The organism is Bacillus sp. UNC438CL73TsuS30, from assembly GCF_000482325.1.
In the GTDB taxonomy this organism is placed as follows: domain Bacteria; phylum Bacillota; class Bacilli; order Bacillales; family Cytobacillaceae; genus Neobacillus.
The window spans coordinates 1-25,653 of record NZ_AXVA01000033.1; the positions used below are offsets into that span (position 1 = coordinate 1).

The 25,653-nt window shown below is 39.8% G+C and carries 23 protein-coding genes; 10 read left to right on the forward strand and 13 right to left on the reverse strand.

Going from position 1 to position 25,653, the window contains the following annotated elements; all coding sequences use genetic code 11:
* Positions 1-270 (forward strand): IS3 family transposase (locus M028_RS0111870; protein WP_026574110.1); only part of this gene is annotated, 270 nt, incomplete at its 5' end.
* A 23-nt stretch (positions 271-293) separates the two neighbouring features.
* Here M028_RS0111870 and M028_RS33860 read toward each other — a convergent pair.
* Both M028_RS33860 and M028_RS0111880 read right to left on the reverse strand, forming a co-directional pair.
* Positions 294-425 carry a hypothetical protein gene (locus M028_RS33860; protein WP_269320932.1) on the reverse strand — a complete coding sequence of 44 codons (132 nt, stop codon included), beginning with the start codon at positions 423-425 and terminating at the stop codon, positions 294-296.
* Positions 426-618: 193 nt separating this feature from the next.
* A complete protein-coding gene (locus M028_RS0111880; RefSeq protein WP_026574111.1) occupies positions 619-1,806 on the reverse strand; it encodes a uracil-xanthine permease family protein in 1,188 nt (395 codons plus the stop codon).
* 262 nt (positions 1,807-2,068) lie between these two features.
* On the opposite strand from M028_RS0111880, the gene M028_RS0111885 reads away from it, so the two are divergent.
* The 3 genes from M028_RS0111885 to M028_RS0111895 all read left to right on the forward strand — a co-directional run bounded on the left by M028_RS0111885 (position 2,069) and on the right by M028_RS0111895 (position 4,429).
* Positions 2,069-2,506, forward strand: coding sequence for a LytTR family DNA-binding domain-containing protein (locus tag M028_RS0111885; RefSeq protein WP_026574112.1), 438 nt, complete (start codon positions 2,069-2,071; stop codon positions 2,504-2,506).
* Positions 2,507-2,521: 15 nt separating this feature from the next.
* Positions 2,522-2,950: a DUF3021 family protein gene (locus M028_RS0111890; RefSeq protein ID WP_026574113.1), complete on the forward strand. Its 429-nt coding sequence runs from the start codon at positions 2,522-2,524 to the stop codon at positions 2,948-2,950.
* Positions 2,951-3,127: 177 nt separating this feature from the next.
* Complete coding sequence (locus tag M028_RS0111895; RefSeq protein ID WP_026574114.1) at positions 3,128-4,429, forward strand: alpha/beta hydrolase family protein; 1,302 nt, start codon at positions 3,128-3,130, stop codon at positions 4,427-4,429.
* Between the two features lie 297 nt (positions 4,430-4,726).
* Here the strand turns inward: M028_RS0111895 and M028_RS0111905 are convergent, their stop codons facing one another.
* The 4 genes from M028_RS0111905 to M028_RS0111920 form a co-directional block, all read right to left on the reverse strand.
* Positions 4,727-5,488, reverse strand: coding sequence for an SDR family oxidoreductase (locus M028_RS0111905; RefSeq protein ID WP_026574116.1), 762 nt, complete (start codon positions 5,486-5,488; stop codon positions 4,727-4,729).
* Positions 5,489-5,555: 67 nt separating this feature from the next.
* Complete coding sequence (locus M028_RS33570) at positions 5,556-6,440, reverse strand: hypothetical protein (RefSeq protein WP_026574117.1); 885 nt, start codon at positions 6,438-6,440, stop codon at positions 5,556-5,558.
* A 467-nt stretch (positions 6,441-6,907) separates the two neighbouring features.
* Entirely contained in the window at positions 6,908-7,705 is a 798-nt protein-coding gene (locus M028_RS0111915) for a fumarylacetoacetate hydrolase family protein (protein WP_026574118.1), read from the reverse strand.
* A 645-nt stretch (positions 7,706-8,350) separates the two neighbouring features.
* Entirely contained in the window at positions 8,351-8,899 is a 549-nt protein-coding gene (locus M028_RS0111920) for a hypothetical protein (RefSeq protein ID WP_026574119.1), read from the reverse strand.
* 312 nt (positions 8,900-9,211) lie between these two features.
* Between M028_RS0111920 and M028_RS0111925 the strand changes: the two genes are divergently transcribed.
* Positions 9,212-9,910, forward strand: a complete 699-nt coding sequence (locus tag M028_RS0111925; protein WP_026574120.1) for a VIT1/CCC1 transporter family protein — start codon at positions 9,212-9,214, stop codon at positions 9,908-9,910.
* A gap of 165 nt (positions 9,911-10,075) precedes the next feature.
* Here M028_RS0111925 and M028_RS0111930 read toward each other — a convergent pair whose 3' ends face one another.
* The gene (locus tag M028_RS0111930; RefSeq protein ID WP_026574121.1) at positions 10,076-10,738 is read right to left on the reverse strand and encodes a hypothetical protein; all 663 of its coding nucleotides are present in this window, start codon (positions 10,736-10,738) and stop codon (positions 10,076-10,078) included.
* Positions 10,739-11,174: 436 nt separating this feature from the next.
* Here M028_RS0111930 and M028_RS0111935 point away from each other — a divergent pair, with 436 nt between their 5' ends.
* On the forward strand, positions 11,175-12,419 hold the full coding sequence (locus M028_RS0111935; protein WP_026574122.1) for a DUF4153 domain-containing protein: 1,245 nt from the start codon (positions 11,175-11,177) through the stop codon (positions 12,417-12,419).
* Between the two features lie 661 nt (positions 12,420-13,080).
* Positions 13,081-14,472, forward strand: a complete 1,392-nt coding sequence (locus M028_RS0111940) for an amino acid permease (protein ID WP_026574123.1) — start codon at positions 13,081-13,083, stop codon at positions 14,470-14,472.
* 67 nt (positions 14,473-14,539) lie between these two features.
* Here M028_RS0111940 and M028_RS0111945 read toward each other — a convergent pair whose 3' ends face one another.
* A complete protein-coding gene (locus M028_RS0111945; RefSeq protein WP_026574124.1) occupies positions 14,540-15,970 on the reverse strand; it encodes a YfcC family protein in 1,431 nt (476 codons plus the stop codon).
* A gap of 117 nt (positions 15,971-16,087) precedes the next feature.
* Positions 16,088-16,858, reverse strand: coding sequence for a gamma-glutamyl-gamma-aminobutyrate hydrolase family protein (locus M028_RS0111950; protein WP_026574125.1), 771 nt, complete (start codon positions 16,856-16,858; stop codon positions 16,088-16,090).
* Positions 16,859-17,184: 326 nt separating this feature from the next.
* On the opposite strand from M028_RS0111950, the gene M028_RS0111955 reads away from it, so the two are divergent.
* The gene (locus tag M028_RS0111955; RefSeq protein WP_026574126.1) at positions 17,185-19,221 is read left to right on the forward strand and encodes a sigma 54-interacting transcriptional regulator; all 2,037 of its coding nucleotides are present in this window, start codon (positions 17,185-17,187) and stop codon (positions 19,219-19,221) included.
* Positions 19,222-19,638: 417 nt separating this feature from the next.
* Here M028_RS0111955 and M028_RS0111965 read toward each other — a convergent pair whose 3' ends face one another.
* The 3 genes from M028_RS0111965 to M028_RS32775 all read right to left on the reverse strand — a co-directional run bounded on the left by M028_RS0111965 (position 19,639) and on the right by M028_RS32775 (position 22,312).
* Entirely contained in the window at positions 19,639-20,166 is a 528-nt protein-coding gene (locus tag M028_RS0111965; protein ID WP_081810733.1) for a 3-phenylpropionate/cinnamic acid dioxygenase subunit beta, read from the reverse strand.
* 2 nt (positions 20,167-20,168) lie between these two features.
* Positions 20,169-21,527: an aromatic ring-hydroxylating oxygenase subunit alpha gene (locus M028_RS0111970; protein WP_442852785.1), complete on the reverse strand. Its 1,359-nt coding sequence runs from the start codon at positions 21,525-21,527 to the stop codon at positions 20,169-20,171.
* Between the two features lie 629 nt (positions 21,528-22,156).
* On the reverse strand, positions 22,157-22,312 hold the full coding sequence (locus M028_RS32775) for a hypothetical protein (protein ID WP_231510804.1): 156 nt from the start codon (positions 22,310-22,312) through the stop codon (positions 22,157-22,159).
* Positions 22,313-22,562: 250 nt separating this feature from the next.
* Here M028_RS32775 and M028_RS0111980 point away from each other — a divergent pair, with 250 nt between their 5' ends.
* Together M028_RS0111980 and M028_RS0111985 are read left to right on the forward strand one after the other, a co-directional pair.
* Positions 22,563-22,781 (forward strand): DUF1659 domain-containing protein, encoded by a 219-nt coding sequence (locus M028_RS0111980; protein WP_026574130.1) that lies wholly within the window; start codon positions 22,563-22,565, stop codon positions 22,779-22,781.
* 36 nt (positions 22,782-22,817) lie between these two features.
* Positions 22,818-23,036, forward strand: coding sequence for a DUF2922 domain-containing protein (locus M028_RS0111985; RefSeq protein WP_026574131.1), 219 nt, complete (start codon positions 22,818-22,820; stop codon positions 23,034-23,036).
* Between the two features lie 100 nt (positions 23,037-23,136).
* On the opposite strand, the gene M028_RS29830 is transcribed toward M028_RS0111985, so the two are convergent.
* Positions 23,137-25,611: an exo-alpha-sialidase gene (locus M028_RS29830; protein WP_051591014.1), complete on the reverse strand. Its 2,475-nt coding sequence runs from the start codon at positions 25,609-25,611 to the stop codon at positions 23,137-23,139.
* Positions 25,612-25,653: the final 42 nt, after the last annotated feature.

Genomic DNA, 25,653 nt, shown 5'->3' on the forward strand with positions numbered 1-25,653 from the left:
CAAATGAAGCAGTACCAACATACTTTGAAAGAACATGGGATTACTCAAAGTATGTCAAGGAAGGGGAATTGCTTAGATAACGCAGTCATGGAGAATTTCTTTGGCTTATTAAAGTCTGAATTACTCTATTTGAAAGAATTTGAGAGCATGGAGCATTTTAAAGTAGAATTAGAGAAATATATTTATTACTATAATCACAAACGGATTAAGGCAAAATTAAAAGGCATGAGTCCGGTTCAATACCGAACTCATGCCCAAGTAGCTGCCTAAACTTCGTGTCTAACTTTTTGGGTTCAGATCATAGGCTTACGACGGCGTTGGGTGGTTTTCTTGTTTTCTAGAATGCCTTTCCGAAAGAAATAAGCGCTGATTTCACGCAAAACTCCTTTCAGAATTTCTCTTAAAATTTCAAGAAATGTTTCCATGATTATCACCTCCTTTCCTTAAAGCAAGGAAAAGAAGATTGACAACACGGCCACCCTCACAATATTCAGTTGCAACTCCATTCTAACACTTTCTATAAATACAAAAACCTATCAATCTTCGACAAAATCTGCTGCTCTGCCATCACCATGAATTTGTTAACGTACAAATAAATGGCCATCCGCTACAAGTTTTTCAAATAGCTTTTTCATTTTGGTCTTCTCTCTTTGTCGTAAAATCAGGTAAAATCCAATAAATGAGCAGTCCGGCAATGGTAGCGTAGGCGATACCATTATGCGCATACCCAACTCCGATGATGAAGATTATCGCAACGATGACCAAATTTTTCATATTCGCCAGACTCACTTTCTCCTCAAGAAGGTGACGGATCCCCATTGCCGCGATCATCCCAAACAACAAGATACATATGCCGCCCATCACGGCAACGGGAATGGATTGAATCACAGCTCCCACTTTTCCGAACAAACCAAGAAGAATCGCAATAACAGCAGCGCCCTGAATGATCCTGCTGGAAAACTGGCGGGTGATCGCTAGAACCCCGAGATTTTCAGCATAAGTGGTTTGCGCCGGTCCGCCGATGAAGCCGGAGACTAATGTTGCAATCCCATTCCCCCAAAGGATCCTCGAAAATCCAGGATTCTTTGTTACATCTTTTCCGATAATCTCATTTAGCACAAACATATGTCCAAGGTCTTCGATGATAGTGACCAGGGCAATCGGCGCCATTCCGAGGATCACGACCCACGTGAATTCCGGCGCGACGAAATGCGGAAGAGCAAAAGCCGGTGCACTGGCGATTGTTTCAAAATCAACAAACCCACGGATCGCGGCATACACATACCCAACAGCAAGACCGATGATAAGCGGCAAGAGGCGGATCACCTTTGTGCCTGCAAGCGTTGCGATAACCGCTGCTAAAAGGCTAACAATCGCAACATCCCAATGGGTCGAGGCCATATTGGTCACCGCCGTGGTTGCCAGCGAAAGACCGATAATACTGACAACTGGTCCGACGACAACTGCAGGAATTACCTTACGTACTTTTTCAAAACCGACAAACGAAATAATCAATGATACAATGGCATAAACAATCGAAACGCTAATCAGACCTGCAACGGCTTCACCGGGTGAATGGAGCTTTCCGACATACAACGCAAGCGGAGCAATAAAGGCAAAGGATGAACCTAGATACGTTGGAACCTTTCCGCCTGTAATAAGATGGAAAATCAAAGTTCCGACACCACTAGCAATAAGAGCACTTCCTGGATCAAGACCGGTGAGGGCTGGCACCAAAACGGTTGCACCAAACATCGCAAACAAATGTTGTAACGATAACGGTATTGCACTTAAGAATTTCTTCAATCCGCTTCCCCCCTTTATTCGTTCTTTAATGATATATTTCCTTAAGTGACTTTTAGACTAAATATTCAAAATATTGTTCGCTGCAAAAAAAAGATCCTTTTCTTGCATGAAAAGGAACCATTCTCTAGTCTATTTTATTTTTTGGTATAAAAAATCCAACGGAACCGTCCCCCTGGTCATTTTTTGATACAATGTAAAAAAGGATTGTATTTGGAGGTTCCGTAGTCGAACTGAAATAATTTGAATTTTCGTGGGTGATAAGATGAAAATTTCAATAGAAGAGATCAGCAAAGAAATTGGAGAAGAAATCCTAATTAGATGTCATGAAGTAGATGACGAAATATACGAAATCGTAGACAAACTGAAAACGGAAGACCTCATCGTAATCGGATATCAAAATGATCGAGTTCACCGTATTAAGCTTCGTGATATCTATTATTTCGAGGCAGTTGATGGAAAGGTTTTTATTTACTGCAAGGACAACGTTTTTGAAGTAAAACAAAAGCTTTATGAGTTAGAGGAATTATGTAAAAATAAGAGCTGTTTTCGTGCATCTAAATCAACTATTTTAAACATAGCCAAAGTTTCATCTATTCACCCGTCTATAAGCGGCCGCTTCGAAGCGGTACTGGATAACGGGGAACGTACAGTTATATCAAGACAGTATGTGCCTGTCCTTAAAAAGATGCTTGGATTATAAAAGGAGGGATAAATCATGAAGCTGTCCAAATTTATACAAAAGATAATTAAGGATTTCTTGATTATCTTCGCAGCCATCATCATTATGATGACGATGTTGCGACAAATATATGATCCCCATATGGCCTTTGATTTGAAGTCAATTTATATCATTATGGCCTTTTCATTTTTAAGTGCATTGATAGGATTTATTTTGTATTCTCCTCATGATCTAAGTGAGAAGAACATGCGTATAAGAATGGCCATTCATTTTATCGCCTTGGAGATTCTGTTGATTTCCCTTAGCAACGTTTTTGGTATTGTGAATAGTGCATTAGAAGGGATCATTCTTGCACTGCAAATTGCCGTGATCTATATCCTGGTTCGTCTGCTGTCATGGAAAAATGATAAAAAAGAAGCCCAAAAAATCAATGAAAGACTAAAGGCATTTAAAAGTAGTCAATAAAATCATAAAGCAGCAGTTGTCTGCAACAGATTATTATGCGGTAAGCTTTATAGCTTACCGTTTTTTTGCATCTTATTTGCCTGTGGATACAACTTACAGTTTTTCTATATACATCCTTTTCGCGGTTTATTATGATGAGTTCATGAAAAAGGATTCGAATGAGGAGGAGTAACTACTATGGGAACTTTACTATTAGTTATCGCTTTGATTTTCGAGATTGCATTTGCAATCTATTGTATGGTAACGAAGCAAAACCATAAAAAAATAAAGAATTGGATTAGGATTGCGGCATTTATAGCATTTGTAATTCTCACACTTTCATCGGTGATTGTGTGGAGTTTCCGCTGGGCCATGCTTGCAATACTGCTTTTCATATTAGCGTTAATAGGAATGGTTTCTCTTATTCGTAACAAAACCAATATTCAAACATACAAAACTTCTAAAATTGTGTGGAAAGCCATTATGATGATATTCGTTTCGATCTTTACATTTTCACCTGCAATTGTTTTTCCGCAGCATAAATCACCAAAAGTGACAGGTGAATATGAAGTCGGAACGGCTACTTACACATATATTGACAAGAACCGTGTAGAGAAAATTTCCGAGAAGAGGACCAATAGATTTGTGAATGTGGAATTTTGGTATCCAAAAAACGCCAAAGGAACGTACCCGCTTTTGGTGTTCTCACATGGAGCATACGGTATTAAAGCAAGCAATACCTCTACCTATACTGAGCTTGCAAGCCACGGTTATGTAGTAGTTTCCATCGATCACCCTTATCACTCCTTTTATACTCGTTCAAAGGATGGAACGAATGTCTTGATCAATACAGATTATAACCGTGAAATCGACAATATGAATAAAGGTGTTTACTCGAATGAAGAACTGTACGGACTCATTCAAAAATGGATGAAACTGCGAACAGATGATATGAATTTTGTCATTGATACGATACTTGAAAAAGCCAAAAGTGGGAGTAATCCCATTTATCAACAGATCAATACAGAGAAAATTGGTGTGTTCGGGCACTCAATGGGCGGCGCAGCAAGTGTTTGGCTAGGTAGAGAACGTGATGATATAGGTGCAGTTGTAAATATTGATGCTCCGTTCTTTAGTGAGCTTGTTTATAAGAAGGATAAGGATGATTTTGTGGAAAGCAGCAAATCCTTCACAACCCCACTTTTTAACATTTATTCTGACGATGTTTGGGGACAGCTCGAAAGCAACTCCCTCTATGTAGCGAATAAAGCCGATAATGAACAATTCAAACAAGCATATACTGCTCATTTTAAAGGGGCAAAACATTTAAGCTTGACCGATTTACCGCTTTTCTCTCCTATACTGGCAAATATTCTGCAAGGCGGAAAAGCTGACATTGATCAATCTTACTGTATTGAAACTGAAAATAAATTGATTCTTAAATTCTTTGACTATGAATTAAAGGGGATTGGCCAATTCACTCCCAAAGGGACATATTGATTTTATCTATAAAATTGATTAAAGGTTAAAACTTAGTAAAAAAGTAGAATCAAGGCGGCCCCACTTGTTAAGGGGATCTTTAAAATTGTCGATATAATCCCATTTCTGTTGATACCCCACCAAAAAGTGTTGATATAATCCCATTTTGTGTTGATATCCTATTAAAAAGTGTTGATATAATCCTATTTTGTGTTGATATCCTACCAAAAAGTGTCGATATCCTAAACCAGCTGGCCTTTGCCCTTGCCCCCGGACCCCATGAATAAAGAGCTCCCCACAAGGGAAGCTCTTTATTCATTACAGTATGGTGTTTTTCATATTGGCGTACATCACCTTTACGGTCTCATCGATTTCATCTCGGGACATCCGCATCGCATTTTCAGAACGGGCATAACCGATTTCGCTTTTTCCTGCTTCAAGGCCTTTAAAGATTGCATCAGCAAATTCATCTACAGGTGTGCCAAAGGTGTGAAGGCCAGCTCCGCCTAAATCGGTATTCACTGCCGGCGGCGCAACTTCGATCACCTCAATGGCCGTATCTTCAAGCTGACTCCTTAAGCTCATCGTAAAGGAATGAACCGCCGCTTTCGTAGCGGAATAAATCGGCGCAATCGCCATTGGCGTAAAGGCTAAACCGGATGATACATTAACGATCGCCGCATAGTCCTTGTTGGCAAAGTACGGCGCAAAGAGCATGGCAAAATGAAAGGGAGCCTCTACATTGGAGGCGATTTCTTGGCTGTAATAGCTCCAATCTTCCTTCGCCTTGGTTTTAAGAATATGGAAGCGCTGCTGAATGCCTGCGTTGTTTACAAGTACATTCACATCGGGGTGCTCGCTCGTAATCCATTCGAACAAAGCAATCCGATCCGATTCTTTGGTGACATCACAAACGCGTGTGATGAGTTCTGAATATTTTTCCTTCGCTTCCTGAAGCCTTGCTTCGCGTCTGCCGCAGACAATGACCTTATTGCCTGCTTTAATGAATCTTTCGGCAAAAGCAAACCCGATTCCGGCTGCCCCGCCTGTAATAAGTACTGTATTCCCTGAAAGTTTCATCATATCCCTCTTTCGTTAAACGGACTGTCATTCCTCATAAATAGGTTACCCATTTGAAATAGTATTTCTACATCACCCTCAATATTTCAGAAACCACATCTTTATGGTTAAAGATAATAGCGATCGCTTCATAGTGGTCACCCACTTGCCAGATGTAACTCCATTGCTCGATATCCATATAATTAAACTGCTTTGTACCAAACTTTTTTCGTATTGCTGCCCTCTCCTCTGCCGTCCCACCCAACGGTTCTTTGATCTCAACTGGCCTTCCCAATAGGCTGATGATTTGCTTTTTCGTCATGCCTGCCTTCAATGTAATTCCGTGGTAGGTAAGCTTTTTCACTCCGCCAAACGACATTTCGGGATCAGGTGTCTTTTTCTTTAAAGGCTTTAATTTGTATTCAAAAGCATAAACCTTCGAAGATGAACGTTTACTCTTTATTCCATAACGCGTTTTGATTGTTAGCGTACCGGTCTGTTTGGTTTCCTTTAAAACAATTGGGTAGGAAAGAAAAATATAATGGTTTCCGGGATCCTTATCATTTTTCACCTTAGGATGCTTCCCGTACTTTTTATAAACCGTTTGAATCGAGCTTCCCACTTTTACCCCTCTGCTCGTTGAAAACTTTAGGCCCTTATTTTTCGTTTTAAAATGTTCATAATCAATTCCAATCACACGACCCTTACTATCAGTATATAACTTTAGATAATAAGCCATTTGCGGTGTCGGGTCTCCAGTAATATAACCATCATCTACCTTATCAAATTGCAGCTGCTTAAAGGATTTCTTTAATTTTTTCATCGAACTGGAGGCTGAATCATTCGGCTCGATCTTCCATAATGTTAAATCTTTTGTTTTTAGCGTTAGCGGACCTTTGGCCAAAGCATGATTCTCTGAAAATAGGACAATAAATAAAAAGAAACTTAAAAAGACAAACAGTTTTTTAGACACGCATCATTCTCCTCACAATAATCGCCTTATAGGATAATTTTACCATACCAAAAGTTCTAATTACTATAAAGAAACAACTTAAATTGAAAGAATCGTTATTCTAGATTTCTATTTCCTAAACGACAGCATCCGACGTTTTCTTTTTCAATCAAACGTTTGATTAAAAACGTTCCAAAGCGCTTTGGACAAAGAACATTGTACAGTTTCCTAGGAAATTATTTGTCGATAAATTCTGTCGCGTTCTCCCGATTGATCCCCTAAACGATCAAAAAATGACCTCATATCGCACAATGATACGCGTTTCTACAAGCTGGGCTTCTACACAAACGTTTGTCCTTCCAGCTACTTTGGATGGACACTTTTATTGGTTTCACGCATGATTTTGTCCTTCCACCTCTAGCGGGTAATGAAACCAACTAAAAAAAGAGAAGTGCAGTTAGCACTTCTCTACCTTCAGCCTAAGGCTGCTAGATTACATAATTACGCAGTTTACCAATCTTTTCTACTTCTACCGTTACGACATCGCCCGACTTCATTGGACAACTGCCGGAAGGTGAACCCGTAGCCAAAATATCCCCTGGCTCCAGTGTCATAACCTGTGAAATCCAACTGATTAGGAACGGAATCGAAAGTGACATCTGATTCGTATTCCCATCTTGTACAACTTCCCCGTTTAAAGTGGTAACGATCCGTAAATTCGATGGATCAATACCTGTCACAATCCACGGACCCAATGGACCAAACGTATCAAAACCTTTTGCGCGTGTAAACTGGGGATCCTTTTTGGTAAGATCTCTTGCCGTTACATCATTAAAGATCGTACAGCCAAAAACATAATCCATTGCCTCTTCCACTTTTATATTTTTGCCGCGTTTCCCAATGACAAGGGCCACTTCCCCCTCCAATTCCACCTGCTGGGTTAAATCACTTGACGGAAGAATGATATCCCCTTCATTTGGAATCAAGGATGAGGCCGGTTTTAAGAACAAAAAGGGTTCTTTGAGATTAGCCTCCCCGCCAGTCTCTTTAGCGTGTCCAGCATAGGTCCAGCCAAAATTAATCACTTTTGACGGGGCTACAGGCTCCAAAATTTTCACATCATCAAATTGAACCCTTACACCATCATATTTTAGTTCGTTGTTCGCAATTTCAGCGAAAGTACTGGACAATTGTAAAATCTCATTATCCTCAACCATTCCGTAATATACTTCACCATTATGATTTTCATACCGAACAATGGTTTGTGTTTTTTGTAAAACTTTCATGACAATACCAACTCCATTTTTAATTCATTGCATACATTTCCAATATCGCCTATTTTAAAACTTCTATTAATCTATCCTTGTAGATGTTTCATCCCTTACAAACGTGCATGACGATCCATCATTTCTCTTGAGAGTGAATTTCAAGCCAAATTCACAATCTGGAATTTACACTTTATTTCCATATATTTCCGCACAACGCGTATTTACATTAGCTATTATATAATTAAATGGTAAAAAATCAATAAAATGTTCTCATTATGCACACTTTTTCTATCTCAACTATTTTTCCTTCTTCTAATGATTTACAAAACCTGTCGAATATCCTCGAACTTTCTTGCCAACAATTGGGTGAATTTGTAGTATGATAAAAACATCACTTTCAAACTATTAAGAAAATTAATGGCCTTTTTTTATTCATAACGAATCACAATAGGTTTTCAAATAGTTAAATAACCTAAAGAGGAGTAAACACAAATGAAGCTAAAAAGGATTTTTTGTTTTTTACGCAAATATCATAAATATGATTACTACACCAGCGTTTGTGTTCGATGTGGTAAAAAAAGATAGAACCACGAGGATGGTCCTCCTGGTCTATTTTAATTATTTCATGGACTAAAAAAGCCGGTAGAACTGTCCCCATGGTCCTTATAAAAAAGAATGAATTAAAAATAGAATTGCAAAGGCAACACCAGATCGCAAATGCCATTTCCGGTCCATCCTCTTATATCGAAATAGTCCTGATATAGGAACTGGAAGCAGGACTACCAAGGAAATCAATCCACTTATATTATTAAAATCAAATTTGAAACCGTGCATAAAGACAGCTATCGTATGCAAGACAATAAAAGCGATGGCGATAATTGCTGCTGGAGTATGCCATTTTCGGGCAAAACGTAGTAAAGCGGACAACCATTTTTTCACCTTAGCTTGACCTTTTAAATGACGAAGCTTCATAACCCGAAGAAGCACATAATAAGCAAGTACAAAAAATACGGCAATTCTTGCATTGGAGCCAAAACCTTTAAATGTATGCTCAAACTGCCTGCTATGCAGGGTAGTGAATGAAAGTTGTAATAGTCCCTTAAGCCCCCAAAGCATGATCAAAGCAGCGATGATAATCGCCACAATTACCCATATACGTTCCTTTTTAGGAATCCATCCTTGTTTTTGGACCTTGATTTCCCGTGTACTCATTGGTGTGTCCTCCTATAAATAACTTGGCCATTGTCACCGAATCTCGCCTTTTCGAAAAAAAACCACTTAAAGTTAAAATAACCTTCAATTTTATTTAAATACAATCTAGCACGAAAAATGAATACATTTTCTAAATGAATGAATTCTTAAAATGTTTTTGTATCTTTGCTAATAAAATGTTTCCAATTTCATTCATTAGATTTTTTTACAAGCGATCGTAAATACTATAAAAAACTTTTTCCTTTTAGGAGGAGTTAAAAACAACAAAATAGTCACATATTGATGTTAGATTAGTTAATTGGCGGTGAAAAAATGGATCAACACCTGCATCACGTGGAAGAACATTTTTCTGGGTCTGATTTCATTCGGGATATTGTAATTGGTATGTCAGACGGATTAACCGTACCATTTGCATTAGCTGCTGGTTTGTCGGGTGCTGTGGATACAACAACATTGATTCTCACAGCAGGAGGTGCTGAAATTGCAGCAGGGTCCATTGCAATGGGACTCGGCGGATACTTGGCGGGAAAAACAGATGTGGAACATTACGAATCAGAACTTGCTCGTGAACAGCGCGAAATAATAGAGCTTCCAGAACGCGAAGAAGAGGAAGTATCTGAAATATTCAGGGAATATGGACTGGAAGAAGAACAAATCAAATCGATTACAGAAACCATGAAAAAGAATCCTGAAAAATGGGTGGATTTTATGATGAGATTCGAATTAGGGTTGGAGAAACCAGAGCCTACAAGGGCAAGGAACAGTGCGATTACCATTGCCGTTTCTTATATTGTCGGTGGGTTAATCCCTCTGTTCCCTTATTTTATCTTCAAACATCCCGCGACAGCATTAATGACTTCTGCAATCGTTACACTGATCGCATTGATGATTTTTGGATACGTAAAAGGAAGGTTTACGGGAACTTCACCTATTAAGAGTGCTGTTCAAACAACGATTACTGGTGGACTTGCTGCAGGAGTTGCGTTTGGGTTAGCGAGAGTTATCTCTTGAATGTAGAATAGTAAACTCCATAATTAGCCCCTTTCCTAAATAAAATTTGAAAATGCTAAGGGATTGGTTTGAGGGACACGAACCCATATCTTTTCCCCAGGTTTTAATCTTTGATCTCTTCGACAAAAATCGGGTGGTGCCTGGCACCGCCCGATTTTTGTCGAATTAGCCTTTACTTACTTCTACCACCGCAAAGGTTTTAAGCGCATTGTATTCCTCAGGTGTTAGTCTTTTTAATACTTGGCTCGTAATCTCTGATTTTTCTTGCGGAGTGAGACCATCTTTGGCTTTATCCACAAAGGCCGCGATCTCACTCGCGGTGAATTTGGATAAAACGAATTTCATGGCTTGGTCCCTTGAGGTGAACATTAACTTGGTTTTAGCCACATTCTCCACCCCTGGGTGGACGGTATTCCCTGCTTCTTTTCTCTGAGCCGCTTTAGTAGGCGTCTTAGGATTAGAAACAGACTTTACCGAATATTTTTGTAGGATTTCCTTCTTTTTTTCTGGCCCAACTTGATTTTCAATGGTTTGTTGAACAGTAGGCTCCATTAACAAATTCTTGATTTCTCTTTGAGGGATTTGGGCAGATACTTCATCCACTACTTTCTTGGAGGCAAAATTCATGACCAAATGGTAGCAAACAAACCCCATGATGAGTAAGAAAGAGAACGAGAATCCCAGCCACAATCTTTTCTTTTTCCAAAAAGGCTTTACCTGTATCCGGCGATGCTTTCCCCGCTTTTTATAGTAATGGCCCTCTTCATCTTTAAAATAACGAATGCCCAGAGGTTTTAGTGGTGTGTTAATTTCCCGCATTTTTAGCATGTGTGTTTCTCCTTCGTTCCTTTTAAAAAGTATGTATTTTTCCTAAAAATATTTTAATCACGATCATAGCTAGGATAATTTTACTAGAATCCAAGATTGGTGTCGATATCATTCTAATCCAAAGCGATCATTTATTTTCAATCAATATGAAAGCACCTAAATGGCTGAGCCAACAAGGGATAGGTCCTACTCTTGGAGTGAGGGTCTGCCCCTATAGTCACACGGTCCAAAAGTCCTGCTAGTGATGTCCCCGTGGTCACCTTACCCCGAGCTTTATGGTTTATCCATAAACTCTTCGCCACAAATCTGTCATAAAATTCACTGAACCCCCATGTTCCCTTTCAACAAAAATATTATGGATGGGGATAAAAATTTATTGATAAACAATAAATAATGTCTTAAAATCAAATTAACGATATTCGAGGGAGGTAGAACCATGGACATGAACCATTTGATTAATGAAAATATCGCAAACCCCCATGAGCTGGAGAGACTGTTTAGAAAAGACCCCAAAGCATTTAAAAAATCATTCCCACACGCCTGGGAGCAAAGCCCTGATTCGCAGGTTCTTGCCGTTTGGTATGAAAGATTACATTTCAAGGAGACATCAGATACAGAAAAAGCTTTCTTGCTTCAGAAAGGTTTCTTATTCATGGGCCTTTTAGCGATTCTGGCCGGGATATGCACCAGGATCATTTTTCATTATGTTGAACAGCAGACAATTGCACCCATCAACCTTGCTTTCGGGATACTTCCCTTTATTGCAGCCTATTTTGTATACAAGAATCCCCCTAAAAAAATGATGGTGAATTCCCTTGCAGCGCTGTTCCTCATCTCCGGGATTTATCTTAATATGCTGCCATTGAATGATAAAGACAGTATGATCCTAGCTTATATACACCTTCCCATTTTCTTATGGGGATTGGTTGGGCTTGCATTTACAGGAAATGAATATAGGGAAGGCAGCACAAGATTAGCCTATCTTAAATTTAATTTAGAATTTGGCATCCTCTACGCGAGCATGGCAGTGAGTGGAATGCTGCTAGCAGGATTAACCATGCAGTTATTTAGGTTTGTCGGCTTGAATATAGAAGACTTCTATTTTAGAAATATCGTTGTATTTGGCGCTGCGGCTCTCGCGATTGTGGCTGCATCCCTTGTTTCCATGAATCTTAAATTTGCTAAAAATATTACACCTTATCTAGCGAAGATTTTTAGTCCTCTTGTCCTGGTCACATTGTTGGTCTATCTGATAACGGTTGTTTGGGTCGGAAAAAATCCATTCTTGGACCGCAATTTCCTGATTGCCTTCAACGGAATACTCCTTGGTGTATTGGCTGTCACGATCTTTTCCATTACCGAAAGCGACACAGACGAGAAAAAGAACCTTTCAGATTATATCAACTTTGCCTTAATTGTTCTTGCGCTGATCATTGACAGTGTGGCTTTGTCAGCCATCGTGTTCAGACTTTCTTCATATGGGATTACGCCCAATCGGCTTGCTGTTTTAGGCGTCAACATACTGGTCTGGGCAAACCTAATATGGATTATGCTCTCCTATATGCGGTTTCTACAAAACAAAACCGGGCCTTCACCTATCCAAGATGCCGTTACGAAGTATTTGCCAGTCTACGGACTTTGGGCAGCTTTCGTTACCTTAACGTTTCCTTTAATTTTTTAAAACAAAAAAGGGTCTCCAAACCCCTTATTCTTACTAGCCTGTAAGCATAACTAGCCCTTTCACCTTCTTAGTTACCATTTTCATCGGCGAATCTGTATATTGATCTCGTTCTTTTTTTGTTCCATTTCACTCGATTTATGTGCCATTCTCCCGATATATAGCCCAAACTAACAAATATATGTGCCGACCTACGGATTTCCATTTAAAAAGCCAGGCGGTCGCCTGGCTCAGATCATTTTTCTCCTAAGAATATAACGCTGGAAACTACTTTTCGCATGTTCCCCTACTTTTAAATTACCATTTTCATGGGACATTCGGTTTTTTTATTGCACCTTGCTCATGTTTATGTTCCATTTCAATCGATTTATGTTCCATTCTCCCGATATATGGACCAAACTATCAAATATATGTGCCGACCCCCACGGTTTCCCGCTGTCAAAAGCCAAGCGATCGATTGATCTTTCTGAATTCTGCCCAAAAGCCGCAAGAAAGTCCCCAGGGTCTTTTTTAAAAAAATTTTACCCTTAAGAAAATATTGATTTTTTACAAAATAAATTATATTATTAATTTCGTTGTAAAATTCGACAAAATTCGCTACAATTCTTTTTTGTTTATTTTATCAGAATATTTAGTTGATTTTGATTTGAGGAGGAAATATAATATGGATTTGTTTAGAAAAAAATCCATTCAAGATTTAATAAAAGAGTCAGGAAGAAAAGAGGTTTCATTAAAAAAGGAGTTAGGCGCCTTTGACTTAACGATGCTCGGAATTGGCGCAATTGTTGGCACCGGAATTTTTGTTCTGACCGGGGTCGCCGCAGCCGAACATGCTGGCCCTGCCCTGATCCTATCCTTTATTATTTCTGGGCTCGTCTGTGTTTTTGCTGCCCTTTGCTATGCAGAGTTTGCTTCTACGGTACCCGTATCAGGCAGTGCTTACACCTACAGTTATGCTACTTTTGGAGAAATTATCGCCTGGATTCTAGGCTGGGATTTAATTCTCGAATATGGATTTGCCAGTGCTTCTGTCGCCAGCGGATGGTCGGGTTACTTTCAAGGTTTAATTGCCGGATTTGGCATCCACATTCCTAAGGCAATCTCGAGCGCATATGACCCGGCACATGGTACGTATATAGATGTACCAGCCATTTTGATCACTCTGATCGTCGCATACATGTTAACAAGAGGAGCAAAACAATCAGCACGTTTTAATGCCATCATGGTGATTATAAAAATATTGGTTGTTCTCCTATTTCTTGGTGTCGGTGCATGGTATGTGAAACCTGCTAACTGGACACCTTTTATGCCGTTCGGATTCTCAGGGGTAACAGCTGGAGCTGCAACAGCCTTCTATGCCTATATTGGTTTTGACGCAGTCTCAACAGCAGCGGAAGAAGTAAAAAATCCACAGCGTAATATGCCAATTGGAATTATTGCATCCCTGATCGTCTGTACGATTCTATATGTTGCAGTATCAGCGGTATTAACAGGAATTGTTCCCTATCAATTACTTGATGTAAAAAATCCTGTCGCATTTGGACTTAATTACATTCATCAAGACTGGATTGCTGGTTTCATTTCCCTAGGAGCCATTGCTGGGATTACAACCGTTCTAATCGTCATGGTTTATGGACAAACCCGCTTATTTTATTCCATCAGCCGAGATGGGCTGCTTCCAAAGGCTTTTTCAAAAATAGATAAGAAAACGAAGACGCCGGTTGTAAATACGTGGATCACCTTTGTCCTCGTTTCTATTTTTTCTGGCTTAATCCCACTTGGTAAGCTCGCTGAATTAACGAATATCGGCACGCTATTTGCGTTCATGTCCGTTTCAATCGGCATTTTGTTTTTACGTAAAAAGCAAGGTCCGCCGAAACAAGGTTTCCGCGTTCCGTTTGTACCATGGATTCCGATTCTAGCTTTTCTATCCTGTGGATATTTAGTCCTGCAACTTCCATCCATTACATGGATCAGTTTCGTCGTATGGCTAGTGATCGGTTTAATTATTTACTTTAGCTATGGAAAAAGACATTCAGCATTGGGCAAGGAATAAACAAACATAAACGAGCCAGAACATGCAAACACACTTGGGGATACTCTCCAAGTGTGTTTTATTTATTTTAGGCTGGACCATAACCGATCGCATGAGCAATGATGACCGCTATTGTACCAATTGCGTATTCAATTAGAATCAAAGGGAGAATCCATTTTGCCCACTTTGTCCAGGAAATTCCCGCAATTGCCAATCCAGCCATTAGCGTACCACCTGTCGGAAAAATAATATTTCCAATACCATCCGCGAAGGAAAAGGATAATACTGCTGTTTGGCGTGTAATGTGCAATAAATCTGCAAGCGGTGCCATTATAGGCATGGTCAACATCGCATGGCCACTCCCTGATGCTAAAATGAAATGAATAGCCGCTTGGAAGTTGAACATTCCGACAACACTTAAAAAAGCAGGAATATGTTTCATGCCTTCTGATACTTGGTGAAGCAAGGGGTCAATAATATGCCCTTGATTCAATACGACCAGAATGGCGCGCGATACACCAATGATTAAAGCTCCGCTAATTAAAGATGCCGATCCCTGTGTAAAAGATTCTACGGTATCATCAATCGATATCTTGCCAAGGATAGCAATGACGATCGTTAAGATAATAAATAAGGCTGCAATTTCAGTAATGTACCATTGGTACTTAATAACACCAAATACAAGAATAACATAATTGATAAAAAATGCCGTTAAAATCCATTTATGTCTTGTTGTTAACTGTACTTTCGCTGTTAGTAGAGTGTCTGACCTACTTGTATCAAATTTCCCGAAAATTCCGGTTGATGGATTTTCCTTTACTTTCATGGCATGACGATAGACGAATGTAACAGCAATAAGATATAAGATTACGAATAAAACCAGGCGGAACCCCATCCCCGAATACATAGGAAGGCCTGCTATTCCTTGCGCCAGCCCCACTGTAAACGGATTCATAATGGCGGTTGTAAATCCGACAGACGCCCCTACCAATACCATCGCAGTTCCTGTTATCGTATCAAATCCAATCGCAAGAGCCAGTGGGATAAACAGAGGTACATATGCCAAAGTTTCCTCAGCCATCCCCATCAATGATCCACCAAGTGCAAAGAATAGCATGATAATCGGAATCATCAACTTTTCACGGTTCGCGAGTTTTCTTGCCATCGTTGAAACAAGCGCCTCAACCGTGCCTGATGCCTTTAATACACCAAAGAATCCTCCGATAATCAGAACAAAAAAGATAATATTAGCCGCTTCTACCATCCCTGAAGGTATGGCTTTTAACATATCAAAGAATCCAACCGGCGCTGATTCAATCCATTTGAATGAATTTGGATTTACTGTTGTATACCCATTTTTTTCAATACGGGTATATTCTCCAGCTGGCATGATATGTGTAACAATGGTTGCAATGACTAAAAAGACAAGTAACAGTGCAAATACGTTTATTTTCCGTTCCTTTTTTTCCTTTTTTTCTCCTGGCTCGAATGAAAGTACTTTTTCTGACATTTGACTCATAGACCGATCCCCTTTTCAATAAATTTTTGGCAACCGACGACTGGTTAACTCAATTCTCGAGCGTACCAGGCCGTCATATTACAAATCTTTAAGAGGTACTGAATTCCATCGATTCCTTTACTTATAACACTCGGTTCTAACCACCATATTCCTAATTTCATTCACAAAGTGGCTAAATAAACGCTGCTGCATCGCATCCCTTTCCGACATCATTTCTGGATGCCATTGAACGGCTGTTACATAATGATGGGCTTTAGATTCAATGGCCTCAATTACACCATCAAAGGACAAAGCACTCACTTCAAAATCTCTTCCCAGCGTTTTCACTGCTTGATGATGAAAAGAATTAACCATTAAGGATTTTTCGCCAATCGCCTCATAAATTTTTCTCCCTTCAAAAAGATTTACAGAATGGGAGCCTTGCCATTTACGAAACTGTTCCCGAGCATGGAAGTGTTCAGGACCCATCTCATGTTCCAAGTCTTGATAAAGAGACCCGCCAGCTGCAACATTCAACACCTGTAATCCTCGACAGATTCCTAGAATAGGAATATCTCTTTCTAAAGCCTGCCTTGCTAGATTTAATTCAAAGTGATCGCGCTCTTCCTCTACAGTACCTAAATACGATTGGGGAATATCACCGTAATAAAATGGATTGATGTCTGCACCGCCAGCCAATAATAATCCATCTAATTGGTTAAGTGTGGAATCGATTTGATCAGCTTCTTCAATAGGAAGTAGAACAACCGTTGCACCCGCCCGTTGAAGAGAACGGATGTAGTCATAAGAAAACATAGCCATATCTTGACCTGGGAGCCCCCGTAAGCCTTCCTTCCCTATTTCGCTATGGTCAACATAATACCCGGTAACGCCAATTAGTGGTTTCATTTCCTCACACCTCATATTTTTAATAGTTTCATTATCTTTCTCTCTTGTGATTTTATTTTCTTATCCTCCTTTTTCTAGCAAATGGTAAAGAAATCGAATAGGTGAAATACGACTAATTTCATCACTTCTTTACACACTATTTATACTTGCAAATCTCATACCAACATTAAAATTCAAATGCTTATTCCCATCGTTTTAAATATTTTGTTATTTTACCAGTGCTTGCTATGTTGATATGCATTATAATTGGTTATTATTTGGCTGTGTAATAGCCAAATTAAATAACCAATTATAGACCAATTAGATGCAAGCTAAAGAGGTGTTCTATGAACGAATATGAAAATAACCACATTGTATTGATTACCGGTTTAAAAGAAACACGAAAAGCCCTCCATCAACAATTAGCGGAGATGGTGAGTGATTTTATAGAGATTGAAAGTTTTTCTGTAGAAGAAGGTATTCCAAGAGTATTTCATTCATCATTAATCGTTTTACTCTCTACTATGTTGAAAGAAGAGGTCAAAGACTTTATTGGGGACAACTGCGAAGTAATCATAACAAAACGAACATTAAATTATGAAAACGTGGATCAACTATTATTTTTGCCAGAAGGAACACAAGCCTTGTATGTGAATGATCATCCTGAAACCGTATATGAATCGATTGAAACCATGCGTCAATTAGGGCTGAACCATATTGAATATATCCCATACTATCCAGGAAAAGCGAATATACAAAGGATCAAGCTTGCAATCACACCTGGCGAACTAAAAATTATCCCCAACTTTGTAGAAAAAGTGATTAATATTGGTCATAGACTAATCGATATTACTACGATCATGTCCATTCTGGAGCGATTCCGTTTAATGGAGGAATACGGTAACCATGTTTCTGAGAGGTACTATCGAAAAATAGTAGATTTAACGAAGAATCTAGCTAAAGCTCATCGACAACTTCACCAAGTGATTGATGGTGTTGGTGATGGGATTCTAGCTATTGATGATAAAGGAAGGATTATTGTTTTTAATGAAATCCTGGAAAAAATGCTTAAAATAAAAAGCAAAAATGCAATTGGTCAACCGATCGATTCTATTATTGATAATATTGATTTGGTCACTTTTATCCTATCAAGCAGGCAACAAGAAAGCAGTATATTTGTTGTAAACGGGTTGGACGTGATCGTGGAACGTCTGCATATCAATGATCAATCGATTATTGTTACTTTTAGAAATGCGCTTAAGACCATTGAGTTTGAACGTAAATTAAGAAAAGAATTTGTTAAAAAAGGATACGTAGCAAAATACAACTTTCATGATATCGTTGGGATTAGCCCCACCATCCAAGAAACGAAACAAATTGCCAAAAGGTTAGCTAAGACGGATTTAACGGTTTTAATTGAAGGTGAAAGCGGCACCGGAAAAGAGTTGTTTGCAAGTGCCATTCATACTGCTTCTCTTCGAAACAGCGGCCCTTTTCTTGCCGTTAACTTTAGTGCTTTATCGGATGATTTAGTCGAGAGCGAACTGTTTGGTTATGAGGACGGAGCGTTTACTGGAGCAAAAAAGGGCGGAAAAATGGGATTGTTTGAGCAAGCAAATGGCGGCACTATTTTTTTGGATGAGATTGGAGATATTAGTCTTAAACTTCAAGCACGGCTCCTTCGAGTATTGCAGGAAAAAGAAATCATGCGTGTTGGTGGAAGCCAAATTATCCCCATAGATGTTCGGATTATTGCAGCAACCAATAAGGATCTCCTGAAAATGATTCGAGAAAATCTGTTTAGAGAAGACTTATACCATAGGCTTAAGGTACTCTTTATACACCTTCCCGAATTAAGGGCTCGTCGAAATGACATTGAATTATTGGCTAAACATTTTGTTGCGCGATCAAACCATAAGGTCAAAATGGAACAAGAATTAATGGAAGAACTTCAAGAGTATCCATGGTATGGAAATGTAAGAGAACTTAAAAATACCATCGATTATCTGCTTGCTGTCCGTACCGGAAACCTACTAACGAAGAATGATTTGCCTAATCACCATTATTTTCAAAAACCTCCCCAAAGGGAAACAGATAGTGGCCTGATAGAGAATATGCCGCCCTTTTATTCAGGTTTAAGCAGTCTTGATGAAGAATCACTTTTCATCCTTAACCTCATCATGATTTATGAAGAAAAAGGAAAGATAATCGGAAGAAGGATTATTTCTGAAAAAAGCCAAGAAGTCAAAATGAAATTATCTGAGGCACAGGTTAGACACCGGTTGAATTTTTTAAAAAATCGAGGGTATTTGCAAACAAAAAGAGGGCGGGCAGGAGTGAATCTAACAAGAAAGGGTCGGGAGATTCTTACTACAATTAAGTGAAAATATTAAAGAAACGAGCCACAGGGACGGTTCTCGCGGCTTTTTCTGACCATGAGAACCGTCCCTGTGGTCCCTCATTAAGTAACCGGCGAAAGAAATAAGCGGATATTTTCGGTTAAATGCGAAATAGAAAGCGAAGTTTTTCCTTTTATTTATCTGATCGGGTGCTTAACCTGATCCCCCCCAACCGATAAGAGCGGATCAAAAAGTCCCCTTATATTTCCACCCCTTAAATCAAACAGTACAGAGATCAAATCTAGTAGGGGTCGCCATTTCTGACCACCCCCCCTTACAGAGCTCGTACGTGTGGCACTTCGCATACGGCTCTTCCCACTAATCTCCTTTAGTTGTAAATCTAGATTCAAGAGGAAAAGGTGTTCGCGTCATCACCAGGGGGAGACTCGAAATGGCGAAATTCTACAAAAACATACTCAAATTCATAACCGTTAATACTGCCTGATCAGGAATGATTGTCCTTGCAGCAATCTTCCACTGCCCATCTACTTTCCGAATGATGTCTTCCCGCTCGCCAATAATTTCTTCTAATTGATGTTCGGAAGCTCTGCTGCGTTTGAAGTAAAAATAGCTTCGGACGTTATATTCATTAGAATTAGCACCAGGCTTTATCATGATGTTGGTGATATAATGCCTCTGCCTTGTTCGTGGATCTTCAACCCACGCGGAATTCGTATAAAGCCGTTTCACCCTCGTCTCCAGGGATTTTTTCGTATCTTCAAAATATGTCATATCATCAACGATATTCGAACCATCTCTTCTCTCCGTTGTCACACGCAACGGCATGCGATATATAATATCATCGGTTAATAAATCATGCCATTCTAGGTACATATGGTGGTCTAACAAATAGGCTTCATGATAGAGAAATTGAGTAATTTCATGTTGTAATTCTGCATTCACTTGAGTGTTTTGAAGTTGAAATTCCATACTCACTGGCTATCCTCCTCTTCGTCCAAAAGACCATCTGAAATTAATTCAAACCAACGTTTTTGAATACTTCTTGCCAAGTTATCCGTGTAAGTAGATGGGTAAGCAACACCTGGTCCAGGGAAGTTTTCAACTGGCTCAAATACGTCTTCTCCCAATAGGTAATTGCTCACATTATTATAGCTTAATTCTTTATCTTCCATCATGAGCGCGTCTTTTACTTGAACAATACGAGCCCAAACTTCTGTATCATCCTGTTCTAATGTTCCAGAGGGACCAAAGGAACCGACATAAGCCTTATATGCTTTCTCCTTGTATTCTTCGGGTGCTGCCTTATCAATTAAGAACCAACACCATATTTCTACTTTATTAGGCCCTAAAGGTCTCCAAACCCGAAGATTTAAGTAGTTGATCATCTCCCCTTCCAACCCATGCACTGGACAGTCGAAAGCAAGGTTAGGGAACATACCACCGACAAAAACGGTCGCGTTTGAAAAGACTTCAAGTTGTTCAGGACTTAAATTTCGCTCAATCATTGGCCACATCGATTCAGGCAATGTTTGGTATTTATAGTCTGTGTGGCCTGTTTTAGACGTCATAATACTTAGACCATGACCGTTATCTAAAACGATCTGATGGCCATAACTCGCAAAATTGGGGTCATTTGGGCTGATCCCTAATTCAACAGTGGACCGGTGGTTCGTTTGAACATGATATGGGTCTGAAGCGAAATTTTCTTGCGTCATCTTCCAGTTGGCTTGTGCTGTCCAACGTTGAGGAACGCCTCTAACTTCCATTCCGCCATCACTTCTGCCTAACAGGATGTCTAAATACCATTTCATATCCCCTAGGTAATCTTCCAAAGGCATGGCTTGATAATCCAAGCTTGCAAATATCAACCCTTGGTACATCCCTACTTTCGGAATTGGACGTAGCCCCCACTCGTCCTTTATCATTTTTTCTCCGTATACTTTTTTTCCGGATACGATACCAACCAGTTCCCCTTCAAGGTTAAAACTCCATCCATGATAGGGACAAGTAAACGTCTTCTTTTTTCCAAAATCAGCCGTACATAGATGTGCGCCTCTATGCGTACAGGAGTTTAGAAAAGCTTTAATCTCTCCGGAATTTGTTTTTACAAGTAATACTGGATCACTCGCAATCCAACGCGTCACATAACTTCCGGGCTCCTTTAGTTCAGATTCATGCCCCAGAAATTGCCACGTTTGACCAAAAATCTTTCTGCGTTCCAATTCATAAATATCCTTATCAGTCACTGCCCATTGAGGCATTAAACCCTTATCCAACTTTTCTTTCAGCTTCTGTAATGTTTGCTTATTGATGCTATCTTTAACCAACATTCTCTATTCACCTCATTAAATCTAATTTTGATGAGTAAGATACATTTTCGTTCATTTTCTACTGTGTAATATCTATTGGGAATATTTATACATGATTACAAGTTTGTAGGTTTTTTATTCTATCAATTCATACATCTAACCTCCCCCTATAATCGATTGTCTATTTAAAATATTCTGCTATTTATAGTGTAAAATGTACTATATATAATGTAAATGCAGGTTTTTTATGATTATCTATAATTATTTATGATGATTAGAGAAATAAAATTTGCCTGAAAGGGGCCTTTAGAACAATAGTGAGATAATCTCTATCTATTATTCATATCTCTCGCAGATTGTGCTACTAATCTAACAGAATCCTAAACAAGTGGATTTTTCGGACCATGAGAACGCCCCTTTGGTACTTCAAGTAACCAGCGAAAGTAAAATAAACGAAGATATTCGGTTAAATACGGAATAGAGCTCGTTTTGGGATAAATAAGGGAAAGTTTTCCGATTATGAAAGCAAAATCCCCCATTTTCACCGTTTTTCGAGTCAATAAGCGAAATCTCTCCGGCTATTTAAGCTCTATTTTTAATGATAATGCTAATTAAACGAAATTTTTTCGTCTATTTATCTGATCGGGCGCTTAACCTGATCCCCCAACCGATATGAGCGGACCCGCTTGATCCCAGATGTGGGAAACAACATCGACTAGTTGAGAAAATACCTTTTTTACCGTTTTGTCATTTAGTTTCAAATACTTCTCGACTTCTTTAGGGGATACGGCTTCCGTTAGGTACATAAATAGTGATCTTTTTACAATCTTTTACTTATTCCTACAAAATGGATTACCAATCAAACGTTTGATTAGAATCGAAGTTTACATCGTTATATAAGGAGTTCATTGTTTTTTCCAGTAAGGAATTTGTCGAAGGTTGCATCCACTGAAGGGCAAATCTTAGCCGACACCATGTTAATTTTTATTTTCCACGACTATGTCCTTTTCCTCCATTTTTCTTTATATAGAAGGTGTAAGGAGGAGGTGAGAAACAATGGCACAGGCACGATTAACTACGACGAAGCTTCGTATCGTATTTGAAACAGGCGTGGACGGTGAAGGAAATCCAATCCTACGATCCAAGACCTTCAGCAATGTCAAAAAAGAGGCAACAGCGGACCAACTCTATCAAGCAGCACAAGCCATCTTTGTATTATGTAACGATACGCTTTACCGCATCGAGAAAAACGATAGTTCCGATCTATTAGTCTAGTGAGCAATTCATTTTTGAGGACAGGAGGTGAGGAAATTGGCTAAAACCTTGGAATTACAATTCGAAACGGCGACCGGTAAAATTGCCCGAATTACCGTTGATAATCCAAAGGAACCGATTGATGAAGCGGTTGTGAAGCAATCAATGGATCAAATCGTAAGCTCCGGCGCTTTCTATACAGGAAGTGGCGATCTTGTTTCAGCAAAAGGGGCAAGAATCGTGGAACGTAATGTAACAGATTATGAGCTTGTTTAAGAAAGAGGGAGGCCGGATTCTTCGTGAAGCCGGTCTCCTTTGATACCACAGGGACGGTTCTCATGGTCTGAAAAAGCCGCAAGAACCGTCCCCATGGTCACTATTGGGCTTTGATATATGAAATATCCCCCAATAATAATTTCGCACCATTTTCATCCATCTTTTTGCCTGCTTGTGCTTTCACTTCGTTCTCAAGTGAATTTAAGCCATTTAGAACAGCACCTTTGTCATCCTGTTTAGACTGAATGTGCTGAACCTTTGACATTAAACTGTTCAAAATTCCTTCATCCGTTACCCAGCCTTTATTCGTTGCGATGGCCAAGAATTCATCCAGATGGCCGATATCAAAGGATACATGCAGCGTACTTGTCTTCACTGCTTCATTTCCAGCAACATCCACTGCTTTCACTTGAACAGTATGATCGCCCGCCACAAGAGATAGCGGCTCGATATGAATCGGATTCTCGACTGCTTTACCATCCAAGGTAATCTGAACGTCTGCCACTCCGCTGATTGGGTCCGTCACCGTAACTGGAATCTTGGCTTCATCCGTCTGGTTTACGGTCAGAGAGTCCTTAAGATCAATCACAGGAGGAGTTGGATCCTCTTTGGTTACATCATATAGCGAGAAGGAGGTGAATAAAATCGAACCTGCATTATCTTCATACAACAGACCAATTTTTCCATCCTGCAGAACGGTTAAAGCGGAATAAGCATAGCCGCCCGGTTTTACAAGCATAGAAGATTTCCAGGTTTCCCCGTCATCTTCACTGACACGTACCGTCCCGTTAACCCTGCCGGAGGTATTTGCCGGATTCGCCCAGATGACACGGTTTTTACCGTCCCCCAGATCAGGATAATTGATAACCGTTGACTGGCAATAAGGATCCAACAGGGTTTGATCAAAGGTTACATCCCCCCAGGTTTCTCCCCCATCCAAGCTTTCGGCAACTGCCACTCTTCCTGTCCCTGAAGTATTTCGCATATATAATTTTAACGTTCCGTTGTCCAGTTCAATTACTTGTGATTCGGTTAATTGTGCCCCATAAACACCTGTTGTTTCAGATTGCAGCGTTGTGCCTTGCCATACTCTGCCATCGTTTGGAGATTCACCGCGTTTCCACGTTTTTCCGTGATCGTCACTATAGACGACGGCACTTGATTGCATACCATTCTTGTTTGTATAGTAAACTGGAAACACTAATCGTCCCTTATGCTCGCCCTTTGTTAGTTGAAGCCCTCTTCCCGGTCCTGTACCAAGGAATTTCATCCAAGACTCCTTCACCTGGCTGTTCAAATCCATCGGTTTTGACCATGTCTTGCCATCGTCATCACTTTTAATGATTTGTAAAAAGGCTGTTCTTGCTTCAAGCAGGCTTTCTTTCGGGTCAACACCTTTTTTCAGGAAGATGTTTCCACGTTTTTCGCCGTTTAGATTGACATCCCCATTGGAAGCCACGGTGTAATCAGTTTTGACTCCTGCTGAATCAAACACTTGTCCATTTTCTCTTAGGGTAAATTCATTTCCAGCCTTATCATAAAGAAGGCGGTACCCATTGGCATCAAATCCTTTGCCTGCTACGGCACTTCCAAACCCGACGCCTCCAGGGAAATGGTCAACCAAAAGCCAGATGGTCCCGGACTCTTGATCCTGCAGCATGGAAGAGTCAATGGTAGAAGCACCATCATATCCCGAACCCGGATAATCAATAATGACATCCAAATCACTCCAGGTCTTACCATTATCTGTACTTCTACGGATGCCGGTATCAATATTATTCGGGCTATCAGCTATACCAATTTTTCTTACATCTGCTGCAGCAATGATGGTTCCCTTTTGGGTGGTAAGCAAAGAGGGAATCCGATAGGCCGCCGTATTCGCCATGCCTGGTTCAAATAAAGGAACAGCCGCAGGTACGTCTGGAGCAGGATAGATGGTATCACCGCTTATTTTTTTCACATCTTCCGCCGTTAAGGCTTGGTTGAAGATCTTCACGTTCTCAATGTCTCCACTAAAGTACCACTGTCCGCCGCCATTATCGACGTTTCGGCCAATATACAAGCCATCCATATCCGTTATATTGGAGAAAAAGGCTTTGGAAGAATGGGTGGCCATCAATATTCCATCAGCATATAATTTGGTTCCAGCAGCATCCACTGTGAGGACGGCCGTGTGCCAGTTCCCATCATTATAATAACCAGCCGCCTTTAGACTAGCAGCATAACTACCATTTTCCCGATTTTCAAAGTATAAATCAGACCCATTTACACTTAAGGTGATATTACTCGAAGGGTCTTGCGTATCCGTACCGCTAATGATCGCTTTGGCAGCAGCACCGCTTGTGGTTTTAAACTTCGCAACAATCGATCCCTCGGTCAGCCCTGAGATTTTTTGAACATCCGCTGTTTTATCTATGTAGTCACTCGTGCCGTTAAAGGTTTTATTTACCGAGTAATCAAGCAGGGCATTGGCCTCTGCCTTTATGTTACTCACATGGATCATCGAACTAAGAGAGAATACAAGCACAAAAGCTAGCAAAAAATTAATTAGACGTTTAGCGAAAAAAGTATTCATACAAAACTCCATTTCTATTAATTTTTGAAACGAAACAAACTA